This is a genomic window from Terriglobus roseus, assembly GCF_900102185.1.
In the GTDB taxonomy this organism is placed as follows: domain Bacteria; phylum Acidobacteriota; class Terriglobia; order Terriglobales; family Acidobacteriaceae; genus Terriglobus; species Terriglobus roseus_A.
In genome coordinates this window covers 2062805-2080806 of the sequence record NZ_LT629690.1, presented here as the reverse complement: position 1 = coordinate 2080806, position 18002 = coordinate 2062805, and the positions used below count along the sequence as shown (strand labels likewise).

Sequence of the window (18002 nt, the reverse complement as noted above, 5' to 3'; positions counted from 1 at the left end):
AAATTGCGATGGAAGCAGAGAGCGCCGATTTGGTGCGAATGACGCTCGTCGCAAATGGCGCGTCACCAGAGCTTGCTCAGGCTCTGATTCCATCGCGGCAGCTTGAGGCAGGAGAGCAATATCGCTTCCACTTCGATATGACGAAGTGCATCGGCTGCCGTTCGTGTGAGGTGGCGTGTAACGAGCAGAATGGCAACCCGGCGCATATCCAGTGGCGACGTGTTGGCGAACTGGAGGGCGGCGTCTATCCGAACACGCAGCGCACTTATCTTTCGATGGGCTGCAATCACTGTCTCAGTGCGGACTGTCTGCGCGGTTGTCCAGTCAATGCGTATACCAAAGATCCGCTCACGGGGATTGTGTTGCATTCAACGGATGCATGCATCGGTTGTCAATACTGTGTGTGGAATTGCCCCTATAGCGTTCCGCAGTTCAATGCGGAGCGTGGAGTGGTGGGGAAATGTGACATGTGTCGTGGTCGTCTGCTGGATGGACGAGAGCCTGCATGTGTGAATGCGTGTCCGGAAAATGCGATTCAGATTGAAATCGTAAACAAGGAAGCATGGGGTAAGGATTTTCATACTGCAGAGTCGCCTGGGATGCCTGCGGCTGGACAGACCATCTCGACAACTCGCATTACGTTGCCTGAACAGTCGTCTTCTTGGTTGGAGCGCGTAGATACAGGCTCGATTCACCTCGAGCATGCGCATCCATCCTTGATAGCGATGACGACGGTGATGCAGGCGTCCTTTGGAGCACTTGCCGTCATGACGCTGGCTCATGAACTAAGCGCAGCGGTTCTGACATCTCTTTGGCTGCTGACAACATTCGCGTTGAATGTTTCCGTGTTTCATCTGGGGAGGCCTGCATATGCATGGCGCGCAATCCGCATGTGGCGGCGTTCCTGGCTTAGCCGCGAAGTCTTGTGTTTCGGTCTCTTCTACGGCAGTGTGACTGCATGTGCAGCCGCAGCGTGGCTTCGAGAATTCCAGTGGGCCATAACTCCGCTTGCTTATTGCGGCATATTGCTTGGAATGTGCGGCACGCTTGCTAGCGCCGCGCTCTATCTTGTGAAAGCAAGACCCTCGTGGAACACGATCCATACGCCCGTTGATTTTCTCGTTTCCGCTGCCTATCTCGGCAGTCTTGTCGCAGATGTAATGACAAGGGGATTCGTGCTTCACCGCAACCTGGTTTTGGTCTTTGCTGTGTTGTGGGGATTAAATCAATCGATCCGTATTGCTCGGCTTCGTTCCGCAAACCTGTTTGAGAGGCGCGCCAGCTACAACCTGCTACGTGGTGAGCAGCTCGTCTATTGGGTAGCTCTGGCATTCCTAAGTGCAGGAGCGTCGGTCCTATTCGCATATGCTCCGTTGCCTTGGCTTGCGCTGTTTGCAGGCACAGTAACCGTCGTGATCGGCAGATACCTCTTCTTTGTGTCTGTTGTGCCGCTTAGCATGGGCCTCACCTTCATCGGCAGCCGCGCGGAGGTCGCATGAAGATTTCGCAGCGAGTGATGAGAGCGCTGGGACTAGACACCGCGAAGAAGAAATATGCCTATGGAAACGATCCAGTTTTCGGACATATCTCAGAATCCCGCGTTGCTGACCAGTGGACGAAGACAACTTGTGGCTACTGTTCTGTCGGTTGCGGGATGCTGGTGGGAACTCGGGATGGCAAGGCAGTGGCGGTGCGCGGCAATCCTGATCATCCTGTCAATCTTGGCAAGCTTTGCCCTAAAGGGCTGAGTGAACACCAGATGATTGATACACCGGGTCGAGCTCGTGTGCCATTGCTGCGACGAGGTGGAAAAGGATCGCCGCTTGAACCCATCTCGTGGGACGAAGCGCTGGACGTCATGGTGGCACGTATTACGGGGCTGCAGCGGACGTATGGTTCCGACACACTTGGCGTGATCGGAACGGGGCAATTGCTCACGGAAGAGTTCTTCACGCTCGGCAAGCTAGTTCAACTCGGTTTTCGCAGCCGGAACTACGACGGCAACACCACACTGTGTATGTCATCCGCAGTATCGGGCTACAAACTCAGTTTTGGTTCTGATGGACCGCCCGGTTCCTATGCCGACATGGAACATGCAGACGTCGTTCTCCTTGTTGGTTCTAACATCGCGGACAATCATCCGATTCTGTGCAACCGTCTCCGCAAGAGGCCGGGCCAGGTTCTGATTGTTGCCGACCCTCGCGTGACCAAAACGGCGATGATGGCCGACATTCATCTACCGGTCAAACCTCGTTCGGACATCGCGTTGTTGAATGGCATTGCGCACATTCTTCTGCGCGACGGCATGATTGATGAGGCCTTTCTTGAGAGTCACACTGAAGGCCTGGACGAGTTGCGGCGCTTTGTTGCCGAGTTCACTCCGGAGACGGTCGCAAGAACGACCGGGCTTACCGTGGAGACGATTGAGAATATCGCTTTCTTGTATGGAACTGCGTCTTCCGCTTTCATCGGATGGACGATGGGAGTGAATCATTCCACGCAAGGATCGGTCACGGTTGCAGCGATCAACAATCTCGCACTCCTCACGGGAAAAATTGGGCAATTGGGATCTGCTCCTTTTTCCATTACAGGACAGTGCAACGCGATGGGAACGCGAGAGAGTGGCTTTACTTCTGGTATGCCGGGATATCGCAAATTCGATAGCGCAAAGGATCGCGCGGAACTCGCGGTACTGTGGAATATCGACGAAGAGGAACTGCCCAAGTCGCGCGGACTTGCCTATCCAGACATTATTGAGGCCGCGCTCGATAAGCGTGTCCGTGCCCTATGGTTCATCGCGACAAACCCGGTTGTGAGTTTCCCGAATGTAAAGCTGCTGACCCAGGCATTGTCTACGGCAGAGTTTGTTGTGGTGCAGGATGGCTTCTATCCAACTCCCACCATGGATTATGCCGACCTGGTACTGCCTGCTGCGATCTGGGGCGAGAAGGAAGGAACCTACACCAACTCGGAGCGTCGTGTCAGCAAGGTGAACGCGTTCGTTGCCCCTCCGGGAGAGGCACGTTCGGACTTCGATATTTTTCTTTCCATCGCGGAGCGGCTTGGTGTTCGCGAGAGGTTGTTTTCCGGATGGATCTCTTCGCACGATGCGTGGCTGGAATGGCAGCGTGTATCAGCAGGACGTTTATGCGATTACAGTGCATTCACCTGGGCCCAGTTGGAAGAACAAGGCGGCGCACAGTGGGGTGGTACGAGTCTCTATCGCGACGGCGTATTTCCGTATGACGGTGGACGCGCAAAATTGCATTGTGTTCCGTGCTTGCCATTCTCTGAGCAACCGGATAAGGAATTCGATTTCATCCTGAATACAGGACGTACGGTGGAGCACTGGCATACGCGTACCAAGACGGGCGCTGTTCCTCAGCTTGACCGGATGGTTCCCAACGCGTGGTTAGAGATGAATCCGATCGATGCGGATCGTCTTTCGTTGCGTCAGCACGACCGGATCGCTTTGGTGTCTCGTCGAGCGCGAGTGGAGGGCATCGAGCTGCGAATCACCGGGATTGTCGCGCCCGGACAGGTCTTCATGCCGTTCCACTTCGCGGAGCAGAACTCCAACCTCGTTACGTTGGGTGCGTTCGATCCCATCAGCCGCGAACCAAACTTCAAACAGTGTGCTGTGCGCGTCGAGCGCAGCCGCTAATTCCTCTCGGCCATGGCCGCCGCGAGAGCTTCACCCGCAGTAACGAGTCGAACCATGACGTTCGCTCCGCACCACAAGCCGTAAGCGTAGTTTCCAAACCAAACTCACTTCGACTTTAGGAGCCACATCATGGCCAGCGCAAAGGCGTTCTTACGTTCCGGACATCCACCGACTCTCTTCGCAGCGTTCCTGTACTTTGACTTCAGCTTTGCTGTCTGGGTCCTCAATGGTGCCATGGGGCCATTCATTACCGAGCAGTTTCATCTTTCCCCTGCACAGACAGGGTTGATGGTCTCCATCCCCACCATGGCAGGGGCGTTAATGCGCTTCCCGTTAGGTGTGCTTGGTCAGTACATCGGACGTAAGAGTGCGGCCATCATCGAGATGCTGACCATCATTGCGGCGTTGATGTATGGGTTCTTCTTTGTTCACACCTTCTCCAATGTGCTTGCCATGGGCGTCTTATTGGGAACCGCAGGCGCTAGCTTCGGTGTTGCACTATCACTTGGAGCAGGATGGTTTCCGCAAGAATACAAGGGCCTTGCGATGGGGATTGCGGGAGCAGGGAATAGCGGAACAGCGCTTGCTGCCTTCTTCGCGCCGCGTCTCGCGAAGGTCTACGGATGGTCGAATGTGTACGGCGTCGCTGCGCTTTTCATGCTCTTGCCTCTGCTAACCATGATCATCTTTGCGAAGGAGCCACCTGACAAAGAGCACCAAACTCTAGGGCAGCACCTCAAGTGTCTTGTGGAGGCCGATGGCTGGTACTTCAATTTGATCTACATCATCACGTTTGGCGGCTTCTTGGGGCTCGCAACATTCCTACCCTCATTGTTTGTGTCGCAGTTCCACATGGCAAAGACGGAGGCTGGAACCTTGACCATGATGGCGACGTTACTGGGAAGCGCGACACGTGTGTTGGGCGGTTGGTTGTCCGATAAGATCGGCGGAATCACGACGCTCTCTGTCGTGTTTCTGGTGGCCATCGCGGGCATCTTTGGTCTTACGACATCCCCGTCGTTAGCGGCGACAACACTTCTCTTCATGTTGTGCTTTGCCGCGTTGGGTGCTGGGAATGGCGCAACCTTTCAGCTCGTCCCGTTGCGGTGGCCACTCACCACGGCGATTGCGGGCGGCATGATTGGCGAGATCGGCGCACTTGGGGGAAGCATACTTCCCAATGTCCTCGGTATCTCGAAGCAGAAGACGGGTTCCTTCTCCGCAGGCTTTGCTGTATATGCGGTGTTCGCCATCGCGGTGTTGATCGTGATGCGGCTTGTTGCTCGACGTTGGACACGAACGTGGGTTGGAAAGGGTGGAAGAGCGATGTCTCCAACACCGGACAGTTCCGAGGTCATTGTTCCGGCAAGCCCTGCGATCGCCGTTTGAGGTTGTGACGAGTCACCCAATCCTCAGAGGTCTGCATTTCAGCCTTAAGCCGCGGCCTAACCCAAGGTTGGGTAGCGCATAGATCGCCAGGAGACCAACTTGAAGAATTCGCTCTTCGTGCTCGCGCTTGCGAGTTCTGCTCCCTTGTTGTCTGCTCAAACGTCCTCCCCGGCAACAGGCGGGCCAACCGTCTCCGTTTCGATTCGCCAAAGGACGAACGCGACCCAGTGGTTTGCTGCGACGCCAACGAGCGAAGTGTATGGGCACCAAGACTCGTTGCTGCGTCTTTCCTTGGCGCAACGAATACACAACGTGGATTACATGTTGGACCTTGGACAAAGCGCCGAGTTGGCTCTTCCGACCGATGCTGTCTCTCCCGTGGCGGCACAAGGACAACTTGGACTTGGAGGCACGTATTACGCCGCGAACAGTAACAATGCGTACCCCGCTGCGGCATCGTTTCGGCAGGGCTACCTTCGCTATCACTTTCACAACGACTTTGACACCGTCCGTGTTGGTCGTTTTGAGTTCTTCGACGGACAGGAGGGAACGTCGAAGGATACATCCGTTCGATGGCTACAAACCAACCGCGTCGCACAACGTCTCGTTGGTAATTTTGGATTCTCGAATGGCCAGAGATCGTTTGATGGTATTGACGTTAAGCTTGGAAACCATGCATGGGATGTGACGGCTATGGCTGGTCGCGCTACGCAAGGCGTCTTCAATATGAATGCCAACCCCGAACTTAACGTTGATATCCAGTATGCGTCGTACTCTCATTCCGTCGGACAGCATGCCGTACTCCGTGGCTTTGGCCTTGGCTATCACGACGGACGCACCGGGATTACCAAGACAGACAATCGCTCTGCGACAGCGAAAGCTTCGGATCATGCGAACATTCGCATTGGGACCTATGGTGGGGATTTTGTTGCTGCGATCCCTGCGGGGAAAACGGTTGTGGACTTCATGGTATGGGGCGCAGGGCAAAGTGGCCACTGGGGATTGTTGGATCACTCTGCCGGAGCGATTGCGATCGAAGGTGGCCTGAGACTGAATACTGTGCCATCAATGCCGTGGGTGCGTGGCGGTTATTTCCGCTCGACTGGCGACAACAATCCCGCCGATGGAAAACACAACACATTTTTTCAGGTCCTTCCGACGCCGCGAGTGTATGCGCGCGATCCGTTCTACAACCTGATGAACTCTACCGACAGCTTTGTGCAGATGGTCGACACTCCGGGAAAGAAAGTAGAAATCCGCAGCGATCTCCATTTCCTACAGCTCACGTCGAACCAGGATCTCTGGTATCAGGGCGGAGGTGCCTTTGATTCCAAGGTATTTGGATACACAGGCCGCCCATCGAATGGACACAACAGCTTCTCGTCTCTCTTCGACATCAGCACAGATTATGCAGTGACGCCTCGCGTTTCCCTCACCGCCTACTATGCACATGCTTATGGAAAGGCGGTCATCGCGGGGACGTATCCGCGTATGCATGATTCGAACTATGGCTATATGGAATTGAACTATAAGTTCCAAAAACATCTTTAAGGGGTGTGTCAGTTGAAGTTGCGCATCAAGGACAATTCGATCCGGTTCCGACTCCTGCGGACGGAGGTAGCCAAACTGGCGGACGAGGGAGAAATCTCCGCGTTCACTTCCTTCGCTCTCGGCAGTTCCTCCGACCGTTTCTGCTACTCGATCAAGCACCGTCCCTCTTATGAGGCAATCTCGGCAAACTTGAGGGGGGCGTCCATCCGCGTCTCCGTGCCGAGCGAGACGATACGCTCGTGGGCAGCGAACGATGCAGCAGTTGGACTGTACGCGGAACAGGTTCTGTTCGGTGGAGAGAGGTTGCATATCTCTATAGAGAAGGATTTTGCCTGTATCGACAGAGACGATGAAAACAATGCAGACACATTCGATAACCCCAATGCAACGTTGTGTTAATGAGCAGAGGGCCCCTGGGTGGTTTTCCCTTTAATCCCAGAACCATTCGGGTGCCGATTTTTCGCGTTAGTCGTGACACTGAATAGGACAGAACACCGTAGATTCCCACTACGGACAACACCAGCGCCCCCATGCCGAAGCCCGCCACCAGATGTATCGCCATCTTCCGCTGCTCGAGCGACTCCGCAACCGCATCCTGCATCTGTTTGAGGCTCATCTCTGCCATCTCTAGAGCATCCTTTCGCTACACTCCACGCAGTTCCGCGGACAGCGCATCTTGTGACAGGTTTGAGCGTACTGCACTGCGCGGACATGTTGAACAACTGCTCAAACATCGATCCCTTTGGCAACTGGAGGTTGTTGCCGCACACCATCGGCTCATACGCGCTAACGCGAAGAGAGTTTCGTAATTGTCTCGTTCCCCATTGCCGCACCTTTCCCTTTGCGCCCTAGGCTCTTCTGCCGGGAATGGCGCTTCTCCCTATACATTCGGATGGCCAAACGTCTGCCATTCCCGTGATAGGTTGGGTGTGTCATCGACAAACATTGATGGCATGGTCGAGTGCTGCAGATGTGTCCGACAATGACGGAACAACGCTAGTAAGTCTGTATGTAGAGCGACAGGCTCGACACAGTGAGTCCTCATAAGCCGGTTTGTCGTTAGGATCATCCGCTAGTTCTCAGAACGCCGTTCCTCGGGCCGAGTGAGCCTGCGGGTTCGGCAATAGAGCAAACACTATGAGCGAGAGAACCTACGCGTTGTTCACCGCATTCATCGGCCTTGTGTGCGGAGGGGTCATCGTACACCGGTTCTTGCGTCCAGAGTCCCTGACCCTTAGGAACGCTCTGGTTCAAGGTGTTTTCGTTGGTTGCGGACTGGCCGTAGTCACGGTCGAGATCGTGGCGAGACGTAAGGCGACAAGGAGCAACGGTTGGTTAACCATCTACGGATGCGGTGAGCCTGGTCATGGCATGTTGTTCCGAGCCGCATGTGCCCGGATATTTCTGGCCCAGTCAACTCTGTGCGCGAAGCTGTCTACTGGCGAACGCAGGTGGATGAAACTGGCAATGCTCTCTCGGGAGAGCACCAATACGTCCTCCATTTCTCGCCTGGCGGTCTACCTCCGGTGGAGGCATTCTGGTCGCTGACGATGGCCGATGCAAAAGAGCGTTTTGTGGCGAACCCGATCCATCGGTATTGCGTCAGCAATCGATCCGGACTTCAACCCAACGCTGACGGGTCAGTCGACATCTATTTGCAGCATGTTGCTCCTGTCGGACGTGAATCCAACTGGCTGCCCGCTCCTGAAGGCCGCTTCCGACTCTGGCTGAGAGCCTACATGCCAAGAGAGCCGATTCTTGAACGCCAGTACAAGGTACCACCGGTTGTCCGCGTGAGGGGGTGACCACATGCAATATGGCCATTTGCTGATCTTCGGTTCCTTAGTGGTGACTGGATGGTTTCTGTTCATCCTCTTCTGGCCGCGCATGTTGCTCTTTGTGTTCAAGAGCGCAATTCTTGTGCGGGGTTTTGGGGAGGGCCCTGTTCCGGTGAATACGCTCTATACACAACCCGAAAAGATGTTTGCAGAACCGATTACTTCTCAGTCCCTTCGCGACTCCGAACTCATGACAAGAGGCGTCAACCACGACACACTGCTCTCAGTGGGATGGCTGGATCTCGCAAGAGGGCCTCAATGCTTGTGTGTGCCCGATATGACCGGTCGGTATTACAGCGTACAGTTCGTTGATCCGTCGAAGAACGAGAACTTTGCGTATGTGGGAACACGCACTACTGGTACTGATGCCGGAGAGTATGTGATTAGCGGAGGCCGCTGGAAAGGCTCGATCCCTCAGGGGATGACGCACATTCCTTCACCCAGCCCTTCGGTCCTCGTCATCGTCCGCACACTGGTAGAAAACGAAAGCGATCTTTCGCGCGCCTACGCGCTCGCCAGGCAAATTCAGATCAGGCCACTCAACCTGCGGCAGTCTGAATAACATATACCCGACATGGGTGAGACCGGAAGGTAGTGGAACTGTATACCTACACCGCGTCCCGGCGTAACATCCTCTTCGAAGATGGCGTTCAACATGGCAAGCTATTCAAATTTCGCGAACGCAGCGTGGCTAGTGGTCCCGCATCTATGGAACCGGTGACATCTACTCTTCATGCAGGCGGTACGCCGTAGAGAGCAATCAAGATCTTTCTAGACAAACGGAAGGGCACAACAATGGATCGTCGTGAATTCATCACTGGTGGGGGCGCCGTACTTGCGGCAACGCAGGCAACTCTGGGGGGAGGTCTCATGGCTCAGGTCGGCGTCAAAAAAGATGTTCCGACGATTGGCATCCAGATCGGTGCGATCTCCTTTCAGGACGAAGGTACCGAGAAGGTGCTCGACATACTTCAGGAGAAGGGCGGTATCAACGCGCTCTTCATCGCCTCGTTCACATACGGCAACGGCATTGCCGGTCGCATGATCCCAGATCATCCATTTCCGGACCACGGGGTGCAGAATCTCAATGATCACTTCTTTGGCGGCAATTACGCTACACCCCATCCTCAGTACTACAAGAACACCCGGATGAAGCCTACGAAAGCTCCGGACAATGGCGGCAGGTACGACGTGCTGGAAGACGTCATTCCGAGAGCAAAGAAACGCGGAATGAAGACGTACACCTGGAGCGAGGATGTATGGAATAAGAGCATCCCGAACTTCGATGTGATTGCGGAGCGCGATCTCTACGGACGCCCCCAAGGGACGGCATGCTTTTACAATCCTGACCATCACAACTTCATCCTCGGTGTACAGGAGGATTTCATTCGCTCCTATGACATTGATGGCATCTTGTGGGGGTCTGAGCGTTACGGTCCGTTCGGCAACATGGTCGAATCGGTCCATAACCCACAGGGGAATGATCCTACGAAGGTCACCTGCTTCTGCGACTTCTGTAAGGCCGAAGCCAAGCGGCGCGGTATTGATGTGCAGCGGGCCATCGACGGATTTCACGAACTCGAAAAGTGGGTCAATCTTTGTCGCAGTGGTGCGAAGATTCCGGACGGCCATTACGTAACTTTCTGGCGTGTGCTCTTTCAATATCCTGAGGTCCTTGCATGGGAAACCATGTGGAACGACGGCGTACATAACACATACAAATCCATGTACACGATGGTGAAGGGCGTGAAGCCTGCCGCGGGCGTTGGTTGGCATGTGTGGCATGCGCACAGTTACAGTGCGTTCTTCCGCGCGCAAACGGATCTGAAGAAGCTCGGCGAATATTCAGACTTCCTGAAGATGACGGTCTACAACAATTTGGGCGGATGGCGCATGCAGAACTACATTACAAGCGCTCACCGTACGATGTACGGTGACATGTCGATTGACCAGGCCCTTGAGTTTGAGTACAAGGTGGTGGGCTATCAAGGACGCAGCTATGAACAGTTACCGTACATGGGACTGGATGAGAGCTACGTTCTAAACGAGACGAAGCGTTGTGTTGCCGATGTTGAGGGAACGAAGACCGAGATATGGCCCGGTCTCGACGTCGATATCTCCAACATGCCCGACGAATACAGTCATACGGTTCCGCCAACCATAAAGGCATGTACAAAGGCTTGCCTTGAAGGCGGCGGCAAGGGGATCGTCATTTCGCGGAAATATTCTGAGATGAAGCTTGCCAATCTTGGCGCGGTAGGTGATGCACTACGCGAGATGAAGGCAATCTAATTCCCGAATGTTTCAGAATCTGAGTAAGTCTTCTTACGGCGAGGAAACCAGATATGGATCGCAGGCAGTTTCTCCAAACAGCAACAGGCGCAGCCTTGACTGCGGCGGTTGCGCCCGCTCAGGTGATGAATCCACAGGTACCCAAGCCGAAGAAGATGATCGGCATCCAAATTGGCGCAGTTTCTTTCACTGACGAAGGAACGGATGCCGTCATTGAGGAATGCCAGCGCGATGCTTTCGTCGACACGCTTTTTGTTGCGACCTTCACGTATGGCCGTGGTATCGGTGGCCGGCAAATTCCGGGGCAACCCCTGCCGGATCATGGAAAGCAGCAGTATGACAAGGACACGTTTGTCGGCGGTTGCTACACGAACTATGACAAGAAATATTTCGCTGATACCACGCTCAAGAATTTTCGCGCGCCAGACTTGGGCAACTACGACGTGCTGGAGGATGTGATCCCCAAGGCCCGGAAGCATGGCGTTAAAACGATTGCCTGGTTTGAAGACGTTATGGGAAAGAATCTTCCCGGCATCGAACCCATGCAGGATGTGAATCTGCAGGGAGAGAAGATCTCAACCATGAATTTCAACGCGCAGGAATATCGTGCGTGGATCCTGGGCATGGTTGAGAACTGGGCCCACAACTATGATCTGGATGGAATTATGTGGGGATCGGAGCGGCAGGGGCCGTTGTCGAACGCGCTCGGAGCGAGCCATTCGCATCCGTCCTTATCCAGTGTTTGCGACTTCTCGGAACACACGATTGCGAAGGCGAAGTCTCAGGGGATCAACCCGGAGCGCGCACGAAAGGGATATGAGGACCTCGAAAAGTTTGTCACCGCTTCGCGCAAGGGAGTGCGGCCTGCGGACGGCTACTATGTCACGCTGTGGCGCCTCATGCTGAAGTATCCCGAGTTACTGGCATGGGAATCGCTATGGAATCAAAGTCTTCGTGATACGCAGAAAGCAGTGTATGACAAAGTTAAATCCATCAAGCCACAGATGGGAGTGGGCTGGCACATCTGGCACAACAACTCGTTTAGCCCGATCTATCGCGCAGCGCAGGACTACGCCGAGATGGCTCCCTACTCCGACTTTCTAAAGGTTGTCATCTATCAAAACTGCGCTGGTGAACGCATGGTTGATTATGTCAATTCGGTCGGCTCGACTTATTTCGCAGACGTGCCGAAACAGGAGTTGCTCGACTTCCACTATCGCGTGCTGGATTATGGTCCTGAAGCTGATATGCAACACCTTGCCGCTGCGGGATTCTCGGCCGACTATGTGTTGTGCGAGACGAAGCGAGCGAAAGCTGGTCTCGCAGGCACCCAGACCAAGCTTTGGCCGGGTATTGATATTGATATCCCCACGGGCAATGGCAGCGCGAAATGCACGCCAGAAGGCACACGGAAAGTGGTTGAGGCGGCCTTCAATGGTGGTGCAGATGGAGTATTGCTCTCGCGCAAATATTCCGAGATGAAGCTTGCAAATCTGCGTGCAGCCGGCGAAGCTATCCGCGGGTTGAAATTGGTCTAATGTAAGCGCGGTCATCCAAAGGACAGCAGCGTCACTGATTTCGCGGCTGAACTGTTTGCTGGCTGGAAGCACCGCTTCAGTCATTCACGGATAGTACGAGGGAGAATCATGCCTGGTCTTCACGCAGCCCAATGGTCTTTGAAGCCTTTGCTTCGAGGCGCTACAGCGGCCTTAGTTTTTGCAATGACACTACGTTGTGGCTCCGCGCAAGAGCCTCTGCGGACATTGATTGTTGGCGTCGATCATCGACATACACAATCCTTAAATGGCGACTGGCATTACCTGGTGGAGCAGCCGCCGGCACGCGAACTGTATGACGACAAAGGCAACGTGCGCGATGGAGGCTATGCACAAAATACCCACCCGAACATCACGTCAGGCCCTCACAACTCGGAGTATGACTTCAGCACAGCTCCGACGCTGAAGGTTCCGGGGGATTGGAACACGCATGATCCGACGCTGTTCCGTTTTGAAGGCGTCGTCTGGTATGAGCGGGATGTTCCCATAGAGCCGAAACCGGGAATGCGCACCTTTCTGCATGTTGGAGCAGCGAACTACAGATCGTTCGTCTGGGTGAACGGCAAACGCATCTGTCAGCATGAAGGCGGCTTCACGCCGTTCGATTGCGAGGTGACAGGAGCGGCGCATGCCGGCACCAATGCCGTAGTGATTGCCGTGGATTCAACTCGCCACAGAGACGACATCCCCAGCGTGTCCTATGACTGGTTCAACTATGGCGGCATCACGCGTGATGTTTCGCTGGTGACGGTACCGGCTCACTTCATTGACGACTATGACGTTCATCTGCAGCATGGCGGGACGTTCTCATCGAAGGATGCGCGTACGCTCACAGGCTACGTTCATGTGCAGGATGCGCCTGCCGGAACATCCGTGACGTTGCGGATTCCTGAGGCAGGCGTGGAGAAAACACTCACAACCAACGCGGACGGACGGGCGGAGTTCACGGTCAATGCCACCAACCTAAGCTTGTGGTCACCCGCATCGCCCAAACTGTATCGAGTCGTCCTTGCGTCGGGTGCGGATGAGGTGACCGATGACATAGGTTTCCGCGATGTTCGCGTGGATGGTACGAAGATTCTGCTGAACGGCAAAGCTGTTTTCCTCCAGGGAGCGAACGTGCACGCAGAGGCACCAGTCCGTGGTGGACGCGTCACAACGGATGAGGATGTGAAGAACCTGTTCAGCATGCTTCAACAGATCAATGCCAATTTTGCGCGTCTCTGTCACTATCCCCACGATGAACGTATGGAACGATACGCGGATAGAACAGGGATTATGCTGTGGTCCGAAATTCCTCTGTGGCAGCGCATCTCTTTCGACAAGAGCGATGTGTATGACAAGGCGGTGATCATGCTGCACGAGATGATTCGACGCGATCGCAACAAGGCATCGGTCATACTCTGGTCTGTATCGAATGAAACGCCGAATAATCCGGTGCGTACGAAGTTTCTCACCGATCTGGCAAACGAGGCACGCCGCACAGACCCGACTCGCCTGATTACCTCGGCGTTGATTGGGCCGAAAGTGAGTGAGGATCAGGTCCGTCAGGATGATCAACTGATGCAGGCGCTGGATGTGGTCGGTCAGAACGAATACATCGGATGGTACGAAGGGCAGCCTGAAGATGCCGATCGCAAGTCGTGGACGTTCTCGGTAAACAAGCCGCTGATATTTTCAGAGTTTGGAGCGGAGGCCAAGTACGGGAATCACGGTGGTGATCATGATCGCTGGACGGAAGAACAAGAGGCCAATGTCCTGGAACATCAGTTCAAGATGATGGAGAAGATTCCGCAGGTGAGGGGCGTCACGCCGTGGGTTCTGATGGATTTCAGGTCCACCACGCGCAACATTCCGAAGCTACAGGATGGATATAACCGCAAAGGGTTGTTCTCCGAACGCATGGAAAAGAAGAAGGCAGCCGTCGTAGTTCGAAAAGCTTACACGGAACACAGCATCGGTAAAGCAGAATAGCGGCCACATATCGGCCACGCAGAAAAAGGGAGCGGCTGAAGAGCCGCTCCCTTTTGAGTTTCTGCTGTTTGGTTAGAAAAGAATTCGTGCACCAAGCTGCATCTGCCGCGGGGGAAACGCAGACGAAATGGTGCCGTAGTTACTGCTGCTGGTGTTCAGATTGAGGCCGTTAAAGTTTGTACGATTCAGAACGTTGAACATGTCGGCCTGCAACTTGAGCCGCGCGATCTCGCCAAAAGGGAACGTCTTGGAGAGGGTCGCGTCTGTCTGTGCAAGTCCCGGCCCAACTACCCCACCTACGGGCGCATTGCCGTAGTGACTAGCCTGAGCCTTCGGGGTGGTCACGTAGGGTTTTGCACTGTCGTTGCAGGTACCACCGCCGCCATTGTTCAGATAGCCGCAGAGGCCCGCGTGGGGGTTGTAGACACGTCCTTGCCCTGGCGTGTAATCAGCACGGGTTGTACCGAGCTGAATGGTGGATGTCTGCTGGATGGTGTAGTACGCGCCGCTTTGAAGTCGTGCGACCCCGCTCAGTTGCCAGCCGCCCGCGACCTCGCGCAGCAGGAAGTTTCGGCCTTTTAACTCAGGAGTCTGCAGTGTAAAGCTTGCGACGAACGCGTGACGGCGGTCGTTTGAAAGCGGGCCGTAGTTGTATTGGAGATCACGCCATTTTTCTAGCGTGATGTTGTTGCCCGAGGAGTCTCCCAACGCCTTGGAATACGTGTAGGAGAGTGTCGTTGTGAGCGCCCCGCTACGCTTGGAAGCAAACAACTGCATAGAGTTGTAGTTGTAATTGGAGTCGAAGCGGTTGGAGCTGATTGCATTGAATCCGAGGTAAGGATTGAACGCGGCGATCGACGAATTTGGTGACGTGGAATTTTGATTGGCAAAAACTGGCGCCAAGTCAGGAATGTTGATGTTTGGCTGGCGCAACTGGTGATGTGCCACGCTTCCTACGTAGCTTGCTTCGATTAGAACCTTGGCCGGCAATTGCCGTTGAACACCCAGGCTGTACTGCCATGTGTAGGGAGACTTGCCCTTGGGATCTACGGCACTGATGCCTGCCTGCAATCCTGTACTGGTTGCGGAAAGCGAGTTCAGTGTTGCGAGGTTGCCAACGCCAAATTGCGTGTTCTGCAGGAAGGGCGGCAGGTTGAGCTGGCTGAAAACCAGGTTGCCTTGTGGACGATAGAAGAAGAGGCCGGCGCCGCCTCGGATTGATGTCTTGTCATCCGCGGCATAGGCAAAGCCGAAGCGCGGTCCGACGGCTCCATTCATCTTGTAGAATCCGCGAGGCGCACCCGCGGGAATCAGACCGAAAAGAGAAGTGTTTACATTTGGCACCCGCTTCTGCTGATCCTGGGGTACGCCATCGCCGACACGAATAAGACCGTTGTATGGATTGCCTACGCCGGGGTTGGCTAACGTACCGCCAGGAGTCACTGCTACGGCGTTCGCGCTGTTATATACCGCCGGATCAAAGTTGGTCAGGTTGTTTCCCTGAGCATAGAAGGGCTGAAGCCACTGGTACCGAAGCCCAAGGTCAAGGCTCAGATTCCTCGTGATGCGCCATTGATCCTGTATGTAGCCCTCAATCTGATTGAAGCGGAAGTGGCCCACGGGATCCGCACTGTTCTCTGAATACGATTGGAAGTTGCCCAGGAAGGCATCGGACAGGGAATAGCAGGTAGTGTTAAAAGTCGCCTGGCCGCAGTTGCTGGAACGTGCGGTCGCGGTTCCATTCTGATTGAAGGTTACTGTTCCGGTGTAGTTGGAGCGGCCATTCTGATCCACACGATCTCGGATATAGACGACACCAAACTTTATATTCTGACTGCCCTTCACATACGTGACATTGTCTGCAACCTGAATGTCAGTGGATGGCGACATGAGCGAGAAGTTGGGGCCCTGGAAGCCCGCAAAGTTGGTGATGTTCCCGATCGGAATACCGTTTGGATATGGACCCACGCCCGGATAAAGCTTGTTGAAGGCGAACCCATAGGTCTCGCGCTTCCAGTTATCGCCATATGGCGGGATGCGCTGCGCGGCCCAACTGGCGTTCGCCTGCACCTGATTGATCAGGTTCTGACGAATGGTCCAGGTTTCGCTGATGAGGTAACTCTGTCCTGGGCGGTTACGCGTCGTTGGAGTGGTGTTGAGAATGCCACCATTGGCAAACGTGCCAAAGGGATCGATCAGGGTGTTCTGATCATGAATCCAGCGGGCAAACAATGAGTGCTTCTGGTTAATGACGTAGTCCACCCGCACAAGGTCCTGATGAAAGTTGAGAGGGTTGGGAGGGGCAAGCGTCAGATTGTTCGATGGAATGCCGCCATCACGATAGCTCAATCCGCCGGCAATGATCGTTTTGTAGATGTTCGCAATCGCTTTTCCGTCGACCGACATCAGCGACGAGATGTTGTTGTTCGGTATAGGCGTCGTTGTGCCTGGGTAGTACAACTGGCCAAAGGTTCCGCTGACGGCCGAACAAACGCCTGCGCCGTTGAACGCTCCGGGATTCCCGGCAGCATCTTTCGATGCCGAGCAAAGGGCACTGAAGTCGCCGTTCAGCATGGCGGTCGTTGGTACTGTAAATGTGCTCGCGGTGGCTTGCTGGCGCAGCCGCTTCCATTCTTCTCCTACGAAGAAGAAGAGCTTGTCTCGAAGAATTGGGCCGCCGACGAAGAATCCGAAGTCGTTGTAGATTAGCTGCGTCTTCTTGCGAGCGATATAGTTCGTTGCATCCAGGTAGCTGTTGCGATGGAACTCAAAAGCTCCACCATGAAACGCGTTCGATCCGCTTTTTGTGACGATGTTGAAAGTCGGTCCCTGTGTTCGACCGTATTCCGCAGACGAATTCGAGGTGTTGATCTTAACTTCGCTGATAAAGTCGGCGCCCACATTGTTCATGAGAGAACCGTTGGATCCTGCCACCTGGTTGTAGGCTCCATCAACGGTAAGGTTGTTGGAGTCGGAGCGGTTTCCGTTGATGGTCTGATTGTTTGAAGCGAGAGATGTTGTAACCGCAAAGATGTCGGGGTTGGTCACCACCGCGCCGGGCACGAGCGTGAGCAATTGGGTGTAGTTGCGTCCGTTCAGTGCCAGATTCTCAACTTGTTTGGCGTCGATGACGCGGGACACTTCACCGGAGGTAGTGTTGAGTGTTTCGATCGCGCCACCTTGAACTTCGACTACCTCGGAAAGTTGGCCGAGCTGCAGGGAGAAGTTTGAGGTCACCTTCGCGTCGGCAGTGATGGTGACATTGGACTGCTTCGCTTCGCGAAAGCCGGGCTGCTTGACCGAGATGACATATTCGCCGATGGGAAGGTTTGTGACTATGTAGCTCCCACCGGAATCGGATACTGTCGTGCGTGTCGCCTGAGTTGTTGCCGAAGTGATGGAGATGTTCGCGTTGGGAATGGCGGCTCCGGTCTGGTCAGTGACGACGCCTGAAATTTGACCGAAGCTGCTTTGAGCGTGTGCTGAGGCACTAATCAGAAGCAGGGGACTTACCAGTGCTACCGTGCACCATAGACCGCGTGGTGTGTTCATAGATGGCTCTCCTGAAAATGGGCGCAGAATATTGAAACGTTTTTTCGCCTCGCCAATTTACGCTCACAAAGCAAAGACTGCAAACATCGATATTTGTCGGGTGTGCGATCTAGCTACCTAACGTGAACGGTGTTTCAGTGAGTGGCGAAATGAGGAAAACCGAGAATCTTGTCGAACCGTCCGGGG

Annotated in this window: 11 protein-coding genes; 10 read left to right on the top strand and 1 reads right to left on the bottom strand. The window is 54.6% G+C overall.

Going from position 1 to position 18002, the window contains the following annotated elements:
- The first annotated feature begins 8 nt into the window (after nt 1–8).
- The 10 genes from BLT38_RS08780 to BLT38_RS08735 all read left to right on the top strand — a co-directional run bounded on the left by BLT38_RS08780 (nt 9) and on the right by BLT38_RS08735 (nt 14264).
- Nucleotides 9–1499, top strand: a complete 1491-nt coding sequence (locus tag BLT38_RS08780) for a DmsC/YnfH family molybdoenzyme membrane anchor subunit (RefSeq protein ID WP_231966830.1) — start codon at nt 9–11, stop codon at nt 1497–1499.
- Entirely contained in the window at nt 1496–3664 is a 2169-nt protein-coding gene (locus tag BLT38_RS08775; protein WP_083344827.1) for a molybdopterin oxidoreductase family protein, read from the top strand. The genes BLT38_RS08780 and BLT38_RS08775 overlap by 4 nt, the downstream gene beginning before the upstream one ends.
- 129 nt (nt 3665–3793) lie before the next feature.
- Complete coding sequence (locus tag BLT38_RS08770; RefSeq protein WP_083344826.1) at nt 3794–5053, top strand: MFS transporter; 1260 nt, start codon at nt 3794–3796, stop codon at nt 5051–5053.
- A 99-nt stretch (nt 5054–5152) separates the two neighbouring features.
- Nucleotides 5153–6604: an alginate export family protein gene (locus BLT38_RS08765; protein ID WP_231966829.1), complete on the top strand. Its 1452-nt coding sequence runs from the start codon at nt 5153–5155 to the stop codon at nt 6602–6604.
- A 12-nt stretch (nt 6605–6616) separates the two neighbouring features.
- Nucleotides 6617–7003 (top strand): DUF7009 family protein, encoded by a 387-nt coding sequence (locus BLT38_RS08760; RefSeq protein ID WP_083344824.1) that lies wholly within the window; start codon nt 6617–6619, stop codon nt 7001–7003.
- A 989-nt stretch (nt 7004–7992) separates the two neighbouring features.
- Complete coding sequence (locus BLT38_RS20775) at nt 7993–8409, top strand: DUF1214 domain-containing protein (protein ID WP_197674952.1); 417 nt, start codon at nt 7993–7995, stop codon at nt 8407–8409.
- Nucleotides 8410–8413: 4 nt separating this feature from the next.
- Entirely contained in the window at nt 8414–9004 is a 591-nt protein-coding gene (locus tag BLT38_RS08750; RefSeq protein WP_083344823.1) for a DUF1254 domain-containing protein, read from the top strand.
- A 233-nt stretch (nt 9005–9237) separates the two neighbouring features.
- Nucleotides 9238–10734, top strand: a complete 1497-nt coding sequence (locus tag BLT38_RS08745; protein ID WP_083344822.1) for a hypothetical protein — start codon at nt 9238–9240, stop codon at nt 10732–10734.
- 53 nt (nt 10735–10787) lie between these two features.
- A complete protein-coding gene (locus tag BLT38_RS08740) occupies nt 10788–12272 on the top strand; it encodes a hypothetical protein (protein ID WP_083344821.1) in 1485 nt (494 codons plus the stop codon).
- Between the two features lie 108 nt (nt 12273–12380).
- Nucleotides 12381–14264: a glycoside hydrolase family 2 protein gene (locus BLT38_RS08735; RefSeq protein ID WP_231966828.1), complete on the top strand. Its 1884-nt coding sequence runs from the start codon at nt 12381–12383 to the stop codon at nt 14262–14264.
- Nucleotides 14265–14336: 72 nt separating this feature from the next.
- Here the strand turns inward: BLT38_RS08735 and BLT38_RS08730 are convergent, their stop codons facing one another.
- Nucleotides 14337–17816 (bottom strand): TonB-dependent receptor, encoded by a 3480-nt coding sequence (locus tag BLT38_RS08730; protein ID WP_083344820.1) that lies wholly within the window; start codon nt 17814–17816, stop codon nt 14337–14339.
- Nucleotides 17817–18002: the final 186 nt, after the last annotated feature.